The organism is Actibacterium ureilyticum (assembly GCF_002285435.1).
Taxonomy (GTDB): Bacteria; Pseudomonadota; Alphaproteobacteria; order Rhodobacterales; family Rhodobacteraceae; genus Actibacterium_C; species Actibacterium_C ureilyticum.
In genome coordinates, this window is the sequence record NZ_NSBT01000018.1 from 249,610 (window position 1) to 263,914 (window position 14,305).

19 protein-coding genes are annotated in these 14,305 nt (G+C 65.5%); 9 read left to right on the top strand and 10 right to left on the bottom strand.

Annotated elements, in window-relative coordinates:
• Positions 1–14: 14 nt before the first annotated feature.
• Genes CLM60_RS04090 through CLM60_RS04130 form a run of 9 tightly spaced genes read left to right on the top strand, consistent with a single transcriptional unit; the run spans position 15 to position 4,550 of the window.
• Positions 15–398: a FlgB family protein gene (locus CLM60_RS04090; RefSeq protein ID WP_095587883.1), complete on the top strand. Its 384-nt coding sequence runs from the start codon at positions 15–17 to the stop codon at positions 396–398.
• Positions 399–406: 8 nt separating this feature from the next.
• Positions 407–796: a flagellar basal body rod protein FlgC gene (gene flgC / locus CLM60_RS04095; RefSeq protein ID WP_095587884.1), complete on the top strand. Its 390-nt coding sequence runs from the start codon at positions 407–409 to the stop codon at positions 794–796.
• 10 nt (positions 797–806) lie between these two features.
• Complete coding sequence (gene fliE / locus CLM60_RS04100; protein WP_095587885.1) at positions 807–1,097, top strand: flagellar hook-basal body complex protein FliE; 291 nt, start codon at positions 807–809, stop codon at positions 1,095–1,097.
• 4 nt (positions 1,098–1,101) lie between these two features.
• A complete protein-coding gene (locus CLM60_RS04105; protein ID WP_095587886.1) occupies positions 1,102–1,371 on the top strand; it encodes a flagellar biosynthetic protein FliQ in 270 nt (89 codons plus the stop codon).
• Positions 1,371–2,087, top strand: coding sequence for a flagellar hook-basal body complex protein (locus tag CLM60_RS04110; protein ID WP_095587887.1), 717 nt, complete (start codon positions 1,371–1,373; stop codon positions 2,085–2,087). The genes CLM60_RS04105 and CLM60_RS04110 overlap by 1 nt, the downstream gene beginning before the upstream one ends.
• 15 nt (positions 2,088–2,102) lie before the next feature.
• Positions 2,103–2,888 (top strand): flagellar basal-body rod protein FlgG, encoded by a 786-nt coding sequence (gene flgG / locus CLM60_RS04115; RefSeq protein ID WP_095587888.1) that lies wholly within the window; start codon positions 2,103–2,105, stop codon positions 2,886–2,888.
• A complete protein-coding gene (flgA, locus tag CLM60_RS04120; protein ID WP_095587889.1) occupies positions 2,888–3,316 on the top strand; it encodes a flagellar basal body P-ring formation chaperone FlgA in 429 nt (142 codons plus the stop codon). The genes flgG and flgA overlap by 1 nt, the downstream gene beginning before the upstream one ends.
• Before the next feature lie 7 nt (positions 3,317–3,323).
• Positions 3,324–4,049 carry a flagellar basal body L-ring protein FlgH gene (gene flgH / locus CLM60_RS04125; protein ID WP_095587890.1) on the top strand — a complete coding sequence of 242 codons (726 nt, stop codon included), beginning with the start codon at positions 3,324–3,326 and terminating at the stop codon, positions 4,047–4,049.
• Positions 4,050–4,061: 12 nt separating this feature from the next.
• A complete protein-coding gene (locus tag CLM60_RS04130) occupies positions 4,062–4,550 on the top strand; it encodes a flagellar basal body-associated FliL family protein (protein ID WP_095587891.1) in 489 nt (162 codons plus the stop codon).
• Between the two features lie 3 nt (positions 4,551–4,553).
• On the opposite strand, the gene CLM60_RS04135 is transcribed toward CLM60_RS04130, so the two are convergent.
• The 10 genes from CLM60_RS04135 to CLM60_RS04180 form a co-directional block, all read right to left on the bottom strand.
• A complete protein-coding gene (locus CLM60_RS04135; protein ID WP_095587892.1) occupies positions 4,554–4,907 on the bottom strand; it encodes a hypothetical protein in 354 nt (117 codons plus the stop codon).
• Positions 4,904–5,986, bottom strand: a complete 1,083-nt coding sequence (locus CLM60_RS04140) for an EscU/YscU/HrcU family type III secretion system export apparatus switch protein (protein WP_095587893.1) — start codon at positions 5,984–5,986, stop codon at positions 4,904–4,906. The genes CLM60_RS04135 and CLM60_RS04140 overlap by 4 nt, the downstream gene beginning before the upstream one ends.
• Entirely contained in the window at positions 5,983–6,762 is a 780-nt protein-coding gene (locus CLM60_RS04145; protein WP_095587894.1) for a flagellar biosynthetic protein FliR, read from the bottom strand. Before CLM60_RS04145 ends, CLM60_RS04140 begins: the two co-directional genes overlap by 4 nt.
• Entirely contained in the window at positions 6,759–8,849 is a 2,091-nt protein-coding gene (gene flhA / locus CLM60_RS04150) for a flagellar biosynthesis protein FlhA (protein WP_095587895.1), read from the bottom strand. The genes CLM60_RS04145 and flhA overlap by 4 nt, the downstream gene beginning before the upstream one ends.
• Positions 8,846–9,568: a lysozyme family protein gene (locus CLM60_RS04155; protein ID WP_245848169.1), complete on the bottom strand. Its 723-nt coding sequence runs from the start codon at positions 9,566–9,568 to the stop codon at positions 8,846–8,848. The genes flhA and CLM60_RS04155 overlap by 4 nt, the downstream gene beginning before the upstream one ends.
• A gap of 75 nt (positions 9,569–9,643) precedes the next feature.
• Positions 9,644–11,893 (bottom strand): hypothetical protein, encoded by a 2,250-nt coding sequence (locus CLM60_RS04160; RefSeq protein WP_095587896.1) that lies wholly within the window; start codon positions 11,891–11,893, stop codon positions 9,644–9,646.
• Positions 11,890–12,759 carry a flagellar motor stator protein MotA gene (motA, locus tag CLM60_RS04165; RefSeq protein ID WP_095587897.1) on the bottom strand — a complete coding sequence of 290 codons (870 nt, stop codon included), beginning with the start codon at positions 12,757–12,759 and terminating at the stop codon, positions 11,890–11,892. Before motA ends, CLM60_RS04160 begins: the two co-directional genes overlap by 4 nt.
• 45 nt (positions 12,760–12,804) lie before the next feature.
• The gene (locus CLM60_RS04170) at positions 12,805–13,374 is read right to left on the bottom strand and encodes a MotE family protein (RefSeq protein WP_095587898.1); all 570 of its coding nucleotides are present in this window, start codon (positions 13,372–13,374) and stop codon (positions 12,805–12,807) included.
• Positions 13,371–13,739, bottom strand: coding sequence for a hypothetical protein (locus CLM60_RS04175; RefSeq protein WP_095587899.1), 369 nt, complete (start codon positions 13,737–13,739; stop codon positions 13,371–13,373). The genes CLM60_RS04170 and CLM60_RS04175 overlap by 4 nt, the downstream gene beginning before the upstream one ends.
• An 8-nt stretch (positions 13,740–13,747) precedes the next feature.
• On the bottom strand, positions 13,748–14,236 hold the full coding sequence (locus CLM60_RS04180; RefSeq protein ID WP_095587900.1) for a flagellar basal body-associated FliL family protein: 489 nt from the start codon (positions 14,234–14,236) through the stop codon (positions 13,748–13,750).
• Between the last annotated feature and the right edge of the window lie 69 nt (positions 14,237–14,305).

Here is a 14,305-nt window from a genome sequence, read left to right on the forward strand (position 1 = left end):
AGGGAGAAGCCCGGATGTTCGAAACATTAGAGATCTTCAGAATGGCCCAAGGCATGGCCACCCATGCCGCGGCGCGCCATCGTGTGGTCGCGGAGAATATCGCGAATGCCGATACGCCGGGCTACAAGGCGCGGGATGTGCAGCCCTTCGCCGAACAGGTGCAAGGCGGCAGCGGTTTCAAACTGCGCCAGACCCGTCCCGGACACAGCGCACCGGCCACGTCCGGGCATACCTATCGCAGCAGTGAACAGCGGGACGCGGCACAGTCGCCCAACGGCAATTCCGTCTCGATCGAGCGTGAAATGGTGCGTGCGGTCGAAACCACCCGCCAGCACGACCTGGCCGTCAATGTCTATCGCAACGCGCTGGGCATCCTGCGCACCAGCATCGGCCGATAGGGTATCCCATGAATGATCTGAGCAAATCCCTTTCGATCGCGGCCAGCGGCATGGCCGCGCAATCGGGCCGTCTGCGCCATGTGTCGGAAAATATCGCCAATGCCGACACCCCCGGGTTTCGCCGCAAGCTGGCCACGTTCGAAACGGCTGTTTCGGGCGACCGGTCCGGGACGGTGGCGCTTGGCCCGGTCACCCTGGACAAGACCACGCTGACCCGTGTTCACGACCCCAGCCATCCCCTGGCGGATGAGGCGGGGTATTACGAGGCCTCGAACGTGAACCTTCTGATCGAGATCGCTGACGCGCGCGAGGCGCAGCGCAGCTACGAGGCCAACCTCAAACTCTTCGACCAGGCCCGCCAGATGTCGCAGGGCCTGATGGAATTGCTACGACGCTAAGGGACCAGACATGACGAACATTTCTCTCAACCCGGCGGCGCTGGGCTATGCCAGTGCCAAACCCGCAACTAAACCCGGCGCGGCCGAATCCGGTAACGCCCTGTTTGGCCAGGCCGTGCAGGATTTCGCCACCACGCTGCAACAGGGCGAACAGACCGCCATGGCAGCGATGACCGGCAATGCCGACCCGCATGCGCTGGTTCAGGCCCTGGCGCAGACCGAGCTGGCGGTCGAGGCCGCGGTGACCGTCCGCGACAAGGTGGTCGAGGCGTATCAGGAAATCCTGCGGATGCCGGTCTGATCCGATGAACGAGATCGTCTTCTATGACACATTGCGCCAAGGGGTCTGGATTGCGGTCCAGATTTCGATGCCGATGCTGGCTGTCGCGCTGGTGGCCGGGGTGGCAATCGGCCTGTTCCAGGCGCTGACATCGGTCCAGGAAATGACGCTGACATTCGTGCCGAAGCTGGTGGCGATGCTGGCGGTGTTCTGGGTGTCGATGAGCTTCATGACCGAAAGCCTGGTGGCTTTCTTCACCGATCACCTGATCCCGATCATCGCCGGAGCCGTCTGATGGATGCCGCTGGATATACCACGCTGACACGCCAGAAGGGCCTCAAGGCCGAACTGGCCACCGTCGCCCACAATATCGCCAACCTGTCCACGACAGGCTATCGGCGCGAGGGGGTGATATTCTCGGAATATGTTTCTGTTACAGGGGGAAACGCCGATTCCGTGTCGATGGCACGGGCCGAGGTCGGGATGACCGACCTGCGCCAGGGGCCGCTGACGAAAACCGGCGGGCGCTTTGACCTGGCGATCGAGGGCAACGGCTTTTTCCAGGTCGAAACGTCCGATGGCCCGCGTCTGACCCGTGCCGGGGCGTTCACGCCCAATGCCGCGGGCGATCTGGTCACGCCGGACGGGCATCTGGTCATGGATGCGGGCGGCGCGGCGATCTTCATCCCGCCGGACGCGACCGACCTGTCGATTGCCGCCGATGGCACGATCAGCGCGGCGGGCCAGCCGCTGGGGCAGATCGGGCTGTTTCAACCGACCGATCCCATCGACCTGTCGCGGCAAGAAGGCACGATGTTCGATGCGCCCGGCGGGTTCGAACCGGTGGCGGACAGTGTGATCCTGCAAGGGTTCCTTGAGGGATCGAATGTCGATCCGGTGTCGGAAATCACCCGGATGATCGAAGTTCAACGCGCCTATGAGCTGGGGCAAAGCCTGCTCGACCGCGAGGATCAACGCCTGCGCGATGCCATTCGCACCATGGGCAAATAACGGAAAGGACGTGACATGCGGGCACTGAAAATCGCCGCAACGGGCATGAGCGCCCAGCAGATGCGGGTCGAGGTGATCTCGAACAACCTATCGAACATGAGCACCACGGGCTACAACGCCCGCCGCGCCGAGTTCGCCGATCTGCACTATCAGCAATTGTCGCGCGCCGGCACGATCAGCGCCGCTGACGGCACCGTGCTGCCAACGGGCGTGCAGCTGGGCCTGGGCGTGCGTCCCGCGGCGGTCAGCATCACGCTGCAACAGGGGTCGCTGTCGCAGACCGGCGGCGATCTGGACCTGGCGATCGAGGGCAACGGATACCTTGAGGTGACGCTGCCATCGGGCAACACCGCCTATACCCGCGATGGCGGGCTGAAACGCAGCGCCGATGGGCTGATCGTGACCTCGGACGGGCATGCGGTGTCACCGGGCATCACCATCCCCGAGGATGCCAGAAGTGTCTCTATCAATGCCGAAGGCGAGGTTTACGCCTATTTCAGCGACCGCGTCGAACCCGAGCTTCTGGGCGAGCTGTCGCTGGCGGGGTTCTCGAACGAAAAGGGGCTGGAGGCGATCGGCTCGAACCTGTTCCTGGAGACCGAAGCCTCGGGCGGCGCGCAACAGGGCACGCCCGGCACCGACGGTCTGGGCACCCTGCGGCAGGGGTATCTTGAGGACAGCTCGGTCGATGCGGTGCGCGAGATCACCGAACTGATCGAGGCGCAGCGTGGCTATGAGCTGAACGCCAAGGTCATCACCGCCGCCGACCAGATGCTGAGCGCAACGACGCAGGTGCGCTGATGCGATGGATCTGCCTGATCGCGGCCCTGATGCCCCAGATCGTGCGCGCCGATGTGGTTGTGGCCACGCGCAACATCCGCAGCCAGACCGTTCTGGTGGCCACCGACATGCAGCTGGTCGATCAGGATCTGCCCGGCGCGCTGCAACGGGTGGATACCGCAGTCGGGCTCGAGGCGCGGGTGAACCTTTATGTCGGGCGCCCGATCCATCCCGGGGACCTGGCGCCGCCCGCGCTGGTGGAACGCAACCAGATCGTGTCGCTGCTTTATCGGCGGGGCGGGCTGCAGATCGCCACCGAAGGCCGCACGCTGGAACGCGCCGGCAAGGGCGAAGTGGTCAAGGCGATGAACCTGGCGTCGCGCACCATCGTGACCGGCACCGTTCTGGCCTCGGGCCAGGTCGTTGTCACCCCGCAATCCCTACCGTGAGGTTTCCATGAAACATATCGCATTTCTTTGCCTTGGCCTGACCCTGGTGGGCTGCGGACGCCTGGAAGAGGTCGGCAAGGCCCCCGCGCTGACCGCCACCGAAGGCTCGAACGCCTATTACGCCATGGCCGCCACCCCCATGCCCGCGCGGCTGGACCCCGAAACGCCCAGCGACGGCGCATCGCTTTGGAGCGGCAACCGCCAGTCGCTGTTGGGCGACCGCCGGGCCGAACGCCGGGGCGACATCCTGACCGTGGTGATCGAGATCGACGACAAGGCCGAGATCCGCAATTCCACCAGCCGGTCTCGCTCGGGGTCGGAATCGATGGCAGTGCCCGATTTTCTGGGCATTCCGCAACGTTTGGCAAACAAACTGCCCGAAGGCGCGGGGCTGGATCCGGCGGTTCAGGCCTCGTCCGACAGCGCGTCCTCTGGCGACGGATCGGTGCGCCGGAACGAGAAACTGACCCTGCGGGTTGCCGCGACCATCACCGATGTGCTGCAAAACGGCGTGCTGCGGATCGAAGGCTCGCAAGAGGTGCGGGTGAACTTCGAACTGCGCGAGCTTCTGGTCACAGGGTACGTTCGGCCCGAGGATATCTCGCGCCAGAACGAGATCACCTATGACAAGATAGCCTCGGCGCGGGTGTCCTATGGCGGGCGCGGGCAGATCACCGATGTGCAGCAGCCGCGTTATGGCCAGCAGATCGCCGACATCATCCTGCCGTTCTGAGCCGAGGTCACCATGGGAAAAATCCTGCCAATCCTGATGGCGTTGATCGGTCTGGGCGGTGGCGTGGGCGCGGGCATCATGCTGCGCCCCGCGCCGGAACCGGACACGGCCACCGCGCTTCCCGAAGACGATGCCGCCACGGACCATGCCAGCGCCCCCGCCGACGGCGAAGAAAAGCCCATCGACTATATCAAGCTGAACAACCAGTTCGTGGTGCCCGTGATCGAAGACGGGCGCGTGTCGTCGCTGGTCGTTCTGTCGCTGAGCCTGGCGATGAAATCCGGCGACAGCGCCTATGTTTACGAACGCGAGCCCAAGCTGCGCGACGCGTTCCTTGAGGTGATGTTCGAACATGCCAATGCCGGCGGCTTCTCCGGCACCTTCACCGCCACGATGAACCGCGAGATCCTGCGCAAGGCGCTGCTGGAGACGGCGCAAAAGGTGCTGGGCCCCGATGCCTACGAGGTTCTGATCGTCGAGATGATGCGTCAGGACACCTGAGCGTCAGCGCCCCGCGCGCATCGACAACTTGCCCACCACCCCGTTGCGCCCCACCGCGCGCGCCGCATCCTGGCGCAGCTCGGCCTCTTGGGCCAGGGCACGGGCCAGGGCGCGCTGGTATCCGGCGCGCTCTTTCTCCTGCCATTTGCGCCAGCGCAGCTCGGCCCCGTTCATCGCCCGGAAATCCGTCGTCATCGCCTTGTCCGAGGCCGCCGCCGCCTGATCAAGCCGCGCGATGGCGGCCCGGATCTTTGCGGTTTCGGCCTGTGCCCGTTGCAGATCGGCCAGGTGCCGGTCGGCCACCATGCTGGTCAGTTGCGACAGGGCCTCCAGCCGCTGGGCATCTTGTCGGGTCATCTTTTGCGCGCCTTCTGTCGCATCTGGTCGGCAAAGCGCACCGCTGCGGCCACCGCCTGATAGTGATCGGGCTGGATTTCCTGCCCCAGTTTCACGGTTGCATGCAGCGCCCGCGCGGTCGGTGGATCGCTGTAAACCGGAACGCCGAATTCGGCGGCGGATTCGCGGATCCGCGCGGCGATCTCGTCCACGCCCTTGGCCACGCAGACCGGCGCGCTGCCGGTGCCGCGCTCCCATTTCAGGGCGACGGCGTAATGCGTGGGGTTCACGATCACCACATCGGCCCCGGGGACGTCGGCCAGCATGCGGTTCATCGCGATCTCGGTCCCGCGCTGACGGCGCTGTTGCTTGGCGTGGGGGTCGCCCTCGGTCTGTTTGAATTCGTCCTTCAGCTCCTGGTGCGACATCCGGTTCTTGCGCCGGTGTTCAAAATACTGCCACAGATAGTCGATCGCGCCGATCGACACCGCGATGACGGCGCAGACGGTCAGAAACTCGACCCCCATCTGGAAAAACGCGGCCAGCGCCGGGCGGGCAGACAATTGCATTGCCGCCAGGATCTGCGCGGACCGCAGTTTCAGATACACCGCCAATAGCGCCGCATAGACGACCAACTTGACGGTGCTTTTGGCGAATTCGAACAGGCCCGCGCGGCCGAATTTGTTCCGCGCATTGGACAGGGGCGAGATCCGCGAGAGCTTGGGTTTCAGCTTGTCCGGCGCGAAAACAAGGCTCTGTTGCACCACAATCGCGCCAATGACCCCCAAGGCGGGCAGCAGAAAAAACAGCGCCAGCGTCCCGGCGATCCCCGACAGCAGCCCGCCCAGAACCGCGCCGCCCCCGGCATCGAAGACAAGCGGGGCCAGCCGTTCGGGCCGCGCCAGCAGGGTCTGGGTGATCTCGCCGAATTTCAGAAGCTGCGTCGGGCCAAAAGCCGAAACGGCCAGCAACAGGAAGGTATAGGCGGCGGCTGTGTTCAGATCGGTCGACCGTGCCAGTTCCCCCTTGCGCCGCGCATCCTGAAGCTTTTTCTCGGTCGGCTCGTGGGATTTGTCCTGTTCGTCTGCCCCGCCGCTCATGGCATGGCCCCGCCGAACGGGTCGCGTAGCAGCGCATCCAGCCGCACTGACCACAGTTGCAGCATCAGCGGCGCCGCCAGGGCCAACAGGATCAGCCCCCCCGCCGTCAATGCCGGCGCCCCGACAAAGGCCACCATCAGCTGCGGCATGGCGCGGTTGATGACCCCCAGCGCCAGGTTATAGAGGAAGGCGGCGATCACGAAGGGGATCGCCAGCGTCACGGCCAGGGCAAAGCCCCGCGCGACATGTGCGACGGTCCATTCCGACAGGATCGCGGCCCCGACGCCCGTTCCGGCCGGAATTGCATCATAGGACAGGATCAGCGCCTCGGTAATCCTCAGGTGCAGGCCCGACATCATCGCCAGCGCCAGCCCGCCCAGAAGCAGAAGATGCGCGATCGCCGGTTGCGGATCGGTGGCCGCGCCGCCCAGGATCTGTGCCAGCGATGTCGACTGCGCCGCGATACTGCCGGCCATCTGCAGTACCATCACCATGATCCGCAGGATCAGCCCGAAGGCCAGCCCGGCCATGACCTCGGCCGCCAGAAACCCCGGGGCCAGCGGGTTCACATCGGCCAGCCCGGCCGATTGTGCGACCGCGGGCAGGATCGCCGCGCTGAAGGCCAGCGCGATGCCCAGCCGCACACTGCGCGGGATCATCCGTTCGCCGAAACCGGGCACCATGGCCATCGCGGCCCCGACCCGCAGGAACACCGCAAAGGCAAGCGCCAGCAGCTGTTGGCTGTTCGACAGGATGTCGGCCAGCACGTTGCTCACGCGGCCACCATGCCGACCAGCGACGGGCGGGCTTCGGTGCCGATTTCCTCGAACGACAGGACCGGAACGCTGATCCCCTTGGCCGACAGAACGGTGCGGATGAACCGTCGGCGCCGCCCCGAGGTGACGACCGCCGGAAAGACACCGGTTTCGTTGCTTTGGCTCAGCTTTTCGGACACGGCACCGGCCAGCCGATTGAACTCGTCCGGGGGCAGCGCGATGTCTGTCTGTCCGTGATCGCCCTCGATCTGATAGGCGGTGAATTTCTCTTCCCATTCCGGGGCCAGTTGCAGAAGCGGCAATGTCCCATCGTCACGCTTCAGGCCCGCGATGATCTGGAAGCCCAGCCGCTGCCGGACATGTTCGGAAATCGCGGCGGCATTGGGATGGCTGTGACGGGCCTCGGCAATCGCCTCGATGATCAGGGTCAGGTTGCGGATCGAGACCTGTTCGTCCAGCAGGTGCCGCAAAACCGCCAGCAACAGGTCGGTCGGCACCCGGTCCGGGATCATCTCGTCCAGCATCTTGCGGTTGGCCTCGGCCCGTTCGGGATCCGATACGCTGACCACCTCGTCCAGCAGGCGGCGCAGCGTTTTCTGCGTCATCAGCCGGGCGAAATTGGTGCGGATGACCTCCAGCAGGTGGGTCGCCAGAACCTCGCTGGGGTTGATCAGCGTTATACCGGACAGCGCGATTTGCTCGCGGTTGGCGGGCTGGATCCAGCGCGCGGCGGCGCCATAGACCGGTTCCTTGACATCCTGGCCCGGCGGCAGTTCGGGATCCCCGTCCGACACCAGCGCCAACACCTTGTCCTGCGCCAGCCAGTTGCGCGCCTGTTCAACCCCCTGGATCCGGATGACATAGGTGCCCGGCGCCAGAGCGCCGTCATCGGTCAGGCGGATCTGTGGCAGGACGACACCATAGCTTTCGGCGATATGGCGCCGCATATTGCCGATCCGCGCATCAAGACCCGTGGCCGGATCCAGCACCATGTTCACCAGATCGGGCGCGAATTCCAGGTGGATATCGTCCAGATCCAGCAGATCACCGATGGGGGCATCGCGCGCGGGTTCCATGGCGGGGTCCGGCGCGTTTTGCGCCGTTTCCTGCTGTTGCAGAGCCTTTTTGTGAACGAACCACGCCCCCCAGCACAGGGCCGCCGCCCCGGCCACGAACGGGACAAAGGGCAAGCCCGGCACCAGCGCGAACATCGCCATCAGCACCGCCACCGTCGCCAGCGCGGGGGGATAGCGGCCCAGCTGCGCAAAAAGTGCCAGATCAACCGATCCGCTGGTGCCGCCACGGGCCAGCAGCAGGGCCGACGCGATCGAGATGATGACCGCCGGGATTTGTGTCACCAGCCCGTCGCCCACGGTCAGGATCGCATAGGTTTCGAACGCCTGGCCCAGGGGCATGCCATGCATGACCACACCCATGATCAGCCCGACCAACAGGTTCAGAAGCGTGATCAGCAGCCCGGCCACCGCGTCGCCCTTGACGAATTTCGACGCCCCGTCGAGCGAGCCGAAAAACGTGGTCTCGGCCTGTTCGGTCTCGCGCCGGGCCTTGGCTTCGGTGTGGTCGATGGCGCCGGCGGACATGTCGCTGTCGATCGCCAGCTGCCGCCCCGGCATCCCGTCCAGCGCAAAGCGCGCGCCGACCTCGGCCATGCGGGCGGCGCCTTTTGTGATGACGATGAAATTGACGATCAGCAGAACGCCGAACACCACCAGCCCCAGGAACACGTTGCCGCCCATCACGAAATTCGCGAAACCGGCGATCACGTCACCCGCGGCGTGGGTGCCTGTGTGGCCCTGACCGATGATCAGCTTGGTGGACGACACGTTCAGCGACAGCCGCAGCATCAGCGTGGCCAGCAGAACCGTCGGAAAGGCCGAGAAATCCAGCGGCCGTTCGATGAAAAGCGTCACCGTAAAGACCAGGATCGCCAGCGCGAACGAGGTCGCCAGCCCGACATCCAGAACCCAGGCGGGCATCGGCAGGATCATCATCACGATCACCGCCATCAGCGCCAGCGCCAGCAGGATCGTGGGGCGAAAGATCAGGTTGATGGGCAGCCCGGTCATGATCCATCCCCCGTGCGGACGAATATCTTGCGCGCCCCGACCCGGGGCACAAGCGAGCCGATGCCGCGCTGCGCGTCGCTGGCCAGCAGCAGCGGAAAGCCGTTTGCGCGGGCCGCGCGGGGTTCGGCCACAGGGGCGGTGTCGCGCGGCGGCTCCAGCGTGGCCAGGATCTGGCCGAATCGCGCGCGATAGCGCCGCGCCTTGTCGGGTGTGCGGGAATGGTACCGGCCCACGGCCAGGTGCCAGTCGCCGGTTTCACGGTAAAGCCGCGTCAGAAACCGCGCCGCATAAAGCGCATTCTGCCGCGGGTCGATCATCGCCCCGAGCGAGGCAAAGGCGTCGCCATGCCAGCGGTGGTTGATCTGAAAACACCCCAGGTCAAAATTGCGGTCACCGGCCTTATGTTGTCGCCGAACAAAGGACAGCGCCTGTTCGGGGCTGTCGAACCACAGCCCCTTGCCCCGGTGATTCACCGTCCAGGGCCAGGCCGCATAGCGGCCGTTCCATCGGCGTCCGGATTCGGTGACCGCCAGGGCCTGTAGCACCGCCATCGGCACACCGGTTGCCTGTGCGGCGTGGCGGGCGGCGTCGACGCACAGGGCATCGTCCTGAGTACCGGCGCGCGCGGCGGGGGCGATGGCCATGCCCAGGATCAGCACAAGACAGATCCGCCATTCGGGACGAAGCGCCGTGGCGCGGTGGGGTTGCGAGCTTGCCATTCTGGCACGTTCCCTGATTGTTCCTTCTCCGGGGTATGTCGGCAAGGTTTACAATTCGTAACGATCCGGCCGATCTCAGTCCTGTGGGGCCGGCAGCAGCTGCGACAGCACCGCGCGCAGCTCTGCGCTTTGGCTCAGCTGGTCCTGCGCGGCGGCCAGCGATGGCGTTGTGGGCGGGACCGCCGGGGCGGGGCGTGTCACGTAATCGGCCATCGCCCGTTGCGCCTCGGGCGCGTCTTCTGTCAGCCCGTCCCAGCGTCCGGCATGCCACGCCGCGCGTGTCGCATTGGCCGTGTCGCCGGTTTCGCGATATGTCGCGGCAGCCCTGTCCCATTGGCCCGCTGCGGTCAGGGCGCGCGCGCGCAATTGGCCGGCCTTTGGCCCGGTCGTGCCTTGCAACAACGTCAGGGCGGTTTCCGGTTCCGATGTGACCAGCGCGTGTTCGGCCCGCAGCAAGCGGCTGCGTTTGCGGTCGTAGTCGCCCGCCTGGTCGATCATCGCGCTGGCCGCGTCAGCGAACCCCAGCCCCAGCAGGCGCGCGGCGATGTCCAGCTGCAGCGATCCCGGCAGTGGCGCAAGCGCGTGCCGATGGGCCAAGGCGTGGTGCAGGAAAAGCGTGTCGTCTTCTTGTGCGATCAGTTCGGTGGCGACCGCGTCCAGAATACCGGGCGGCACCGGGGATTTCTGCGCGGACAATCGGCGGAAAACGGCATCGAAATCGCCGTTGCGCGCCAGGCTGAGGATCGCGGCCCGGTTCAGCGCATGCCCGGTTTCGGTATCGCGGAGTTCGAATGCCAGCGCCTCTGCCGTGGCGATCTGATCGGGGTCCAGCGCCGCTCCCCGCGCCCAGCGCCCGTCAAAGAGCGCGATCATCGCCTTTGGCGCATCGGTCGCATTCTGGTCGGACAGTGCCGCATAGCTGCTTTCAGCCTCTGTCGTCTGACCCTGTGCCTGGGACAGGGCCGCATCCAGAATGGGCGGCACCTGATGTCCCGGCGTGCGTGTGATCGCCTGCCGCAGATGCGCCGCTAGCGCCAGATCGCCCGCATTGATGAAGATCTCGATCAGCCGGGGGCCGAGCAGCTGGCGCCCATGGGGGGGCAGATCGGAAAAGGACAGCACGATCGCTTCCTGGTTGATGGTGGCGGCGGCGGGCAGGTCCGGCAGCGCCAGCGCGGCCCACATCGCGGCGGGCGAGGCGCATCCGATCTGGTGTTGGAACACCGCGGGGTCGGCACCGGGCGCGCCATCCACAAGCCGCGCGATCTGTTGCAGCACCCGGTCCTCGGGGCTGGGTGCGCCGGACAGGTTCAGCGCCTCGACCGCCTCGGCGCCGAATCCATAATAGAGATAGCTGTGCGCGAGCGTGCGGGCCGCGTCGGCGTTCAGCACGTCGAATTCCCCGTAAAGCGCGCGGCGCCCGGCCGCGATGGCCGGGCCGAATTCCGTATCCCCGCCCCAGGCGGACATGGTGACCAGGCTGTCGTCCAGACAGGGCCGCCCAAGATCGGTCGTCGCCACGAAGGGCAACGTGCCAAGATCGCGGTCGATGCTGGTTTTCGCCTCCAGCTGGCTTTCGGACGGGGTGGCATCGGGCGGTGCGGCGGCGGCCTCTTCCCCCTCCACCGGGGCGGGCTCTGCCGGTTCGAAGGGCAGCTCTGCGTGGACCAGTCCCTGCGCGGCGGCCCGGCCAAGCTGTTCGACCAACCGGGCCTGCATCTCTGCGACCGCCTGTCTTGTGTCGGCATTTGCGGCCAGCGCGGGGTCGACCGCAGGGGGCTGTTCAACCGGGGTTGGCGGCGGGGATTCAGGGCCGAACGCACCGTAAACCGGCAATTCCGGCCGGGCGAGGGCGGTGCGCGGCGATGCCTGTGTCGTATCTGGCGCGGGTTGTGGCGGCGCGGCCGGGGCTGGCTGTGGCGCGGGGGGCTGCGGCCGCGCCAGCAGGTCGGGCCGCGCGGGTGCGACGCCGTTGTCGCGGGCATCGGCCACCAGCAAACCCGGCCGCAATTCGAACAGATCCAGGCTGCATGCACAGCCCGGGTCCAGAACGATGCGCACCTTGTCCCCCTCCGTCCCGATCCGGGCGATCCGCTGACGCCCGATCCGGTCGAACACCTTGGTGAAATCGAAGACCCGGTCGCCAGTTTCGAATGTCAGGATCGCCGCCGCGCCGTCTTGCTGATAGGACCAGTCAACGGGGTCCGGAAACTCCATCACGATGCGCGAGAACCCGGGATGCGCGCCCGAGCGGACAACCACGTCGCGGGCGGCTGCGGGCAGGGCAAAAAGGCTCAGGCCAAGGGCAAGGATCACGGTTTTCATGCGGCGTCCTTCTTGGCGGCTTTCAGCGCCTCTTCGAGGTCGCTGAAACTGGGCCGGATATGGCTGGGGGTGTTCTGCCGCCCGACCTCGATACAGATATTGGCGGCGTGGTTGTGCAGGTTGGCCACCAGCACCTCGCGGATCAGCTGATAGAAATGGCTGTCTTCCTCGACCACCGTCTTGACCTTGGCCGCGAAGGGACCGACCAGGCCATAGGCCAGAAACACCCCAAGAAACGTCCCCACCAGCGCTCCGCCGATCAGCTTGCCCAGAATTTCGGGCGGCTGGTCGATCGAGCCCATGGTCTTGATGACCCCCAGAACGGCCGCGACGATCCCCAGCGCGGGCAAACCATCGGCGACCGTCTGCAGCGCGTGGCTGGAATGCATGGCATGATGCAGGTTGGCCTCCATCCGCTTTTCCAACACTTCCTCAACCTGGTGGGGGTCGTCGTAATTCATCGTGGCCGACCGCAGCGTGTCGCAGATCAGATCGACCGCCTCGCGATCCGCCAGAATCCGGGGATAGCCGCCGAAGATCGACGAGTTTTCCGGCCCCTCGATATGTTCTTCAAGCGCGACCGGGTTCTGCTTGGCCAGACGGATCAGTTCGAACAGCAGACACAGCAGATCGCGATAATCGGCGGGTTTCCATTTCGGCCCCTTGAACACCTTGCCGATGTCTTTAAGCGTATGCTTGATCCCGCCCATATCGTTGCTGATCGCAAAGGCACCGACCGCGGCGCCGCCGATCATCATCATCTCGAACGGCAGCGATTTCAGGATGATGCCCATCTTGCCCCCGGCGGCAAGATAGCCCCCGAAGACCATGACGAAGATCACGACAATTCCTACGATACCGATCATCTGGGGCTCTCTGCTTGCAATTGGGGTGCGTTGGGGACGGGGCGGCTATTCGGTGGGGGCATTTGCGTTCCGCCCTGCCAGCACGACGCTGATCCGATAGGCGCTGTCGGGCGACAGCCCCGCCATGATCTGCGCGGCGGCATCGGGGCGCATGCGGCCCAGGAAACCGGCGGCGAAATCGGGGTCCATCGCCTCGAACAATTGCGCGGCCTCTTTCGGCTTCATGCTCTCGTAGACGGCGGTCAGCCGGGACAGATCCGATTCAGCGGCGACCTTGGCCAGCGCCAGGGTCTCGCGCAAAGAATCCTCGGCGGCCTTCAGCTCCTGCAGGCGCAGGGCGATCTGCTGCTCGGCCAGATCCAGGTTGCGCTTGCGGTCCACCAGATCACGCTCCATCGCATCCAGCGCGGCACCGCGTGTCTGCAATGCGGCGATCAGCGTATCGGCTTCGGGCGCGGGGTCGGCCATGTGTTCGGCGGTCGTTTCACGCAGCACGCCAACCTCGCGCGCAACGGCCGGGGCGATGCCGTAACCCGCACGGATCAGCGCTGACAGAACCAGCATGGCCGAAATCGCGAACAGTGCGCCGCGGCGCGTGGAGCGGGCGCGGCTCATTCGGCGGCCCCCCATTGATGCCGCACGAAGGGCAGATGGTCGATCTGCGCCTCGGGCTCCGGCTGGGCCTCGGGGCGGGTTTCCGGCAGGTCGTGCATCGACGCGACCAGCAATTCCAGCCGCTGGGCAACATTTTCCGACCGTTCCGTCAGCGCGGTCAGCGAGCGGCTGGAATCGTTGGCCCCGGTGCGGGCGCTCTCCAGCGCCTTGGTCAGTTCATCGACCTGTGACGACAGCACGGCAATCGCGTTGCCCATGCCACCTTCGAGGCTGTTGAAACGGTTCAGCCGCCGCGAAAGGGCCATGCAATACAGCCCGGCCCCAAGCGCGCCGGCAACGAGCAGGATATCAGCGATCAACGACATGGGTGCTCCTAGTTCAGTACGAATTCGGTGATCAGAAAGTCATTCACGCGGCCGTCGCCGGTCACGATCTGGATGCGGCGCAGCAATTGCGCACGCAGACGCATCAGGGCGGTGGGATCTTCGATGTCCGACAGGTCGATTGCCCGCAGATATCCGTTCATCACGTCCAGGATGCGCGGGCTCAGATGCGCGACATCCTCCTTCGCGGTCGGGGGCACCTCGAGCTGGGCGGCGATGCGCAGGTGACGGGGCCCGATATCGGGAGCCAGCGCGATGATCAGCGGATCCAGCGCGACGAAGGCCACCGAATCAGAGGCTGGGTCCCGTGGCGCGTCATGTTTGGCCTGTGCGACATCCGAAGGCGCCAGAATCAGTCCCGAATACACCGCAAAAAAGCCCCCGCCGCCCAGAACAAGCGCCAGGACAATCCCCACAATCAGGGGCAGTTTCGATTTCTTTGCCGGTTCCTCCGGCGTCATGTCTTCTTCTGCAGACATTTGGTGTCCTCGTTTTGTTCTTGCCCAGCTATAGCCGCCGAGAGCTAACCGATTGTTAAGGCAGATCGA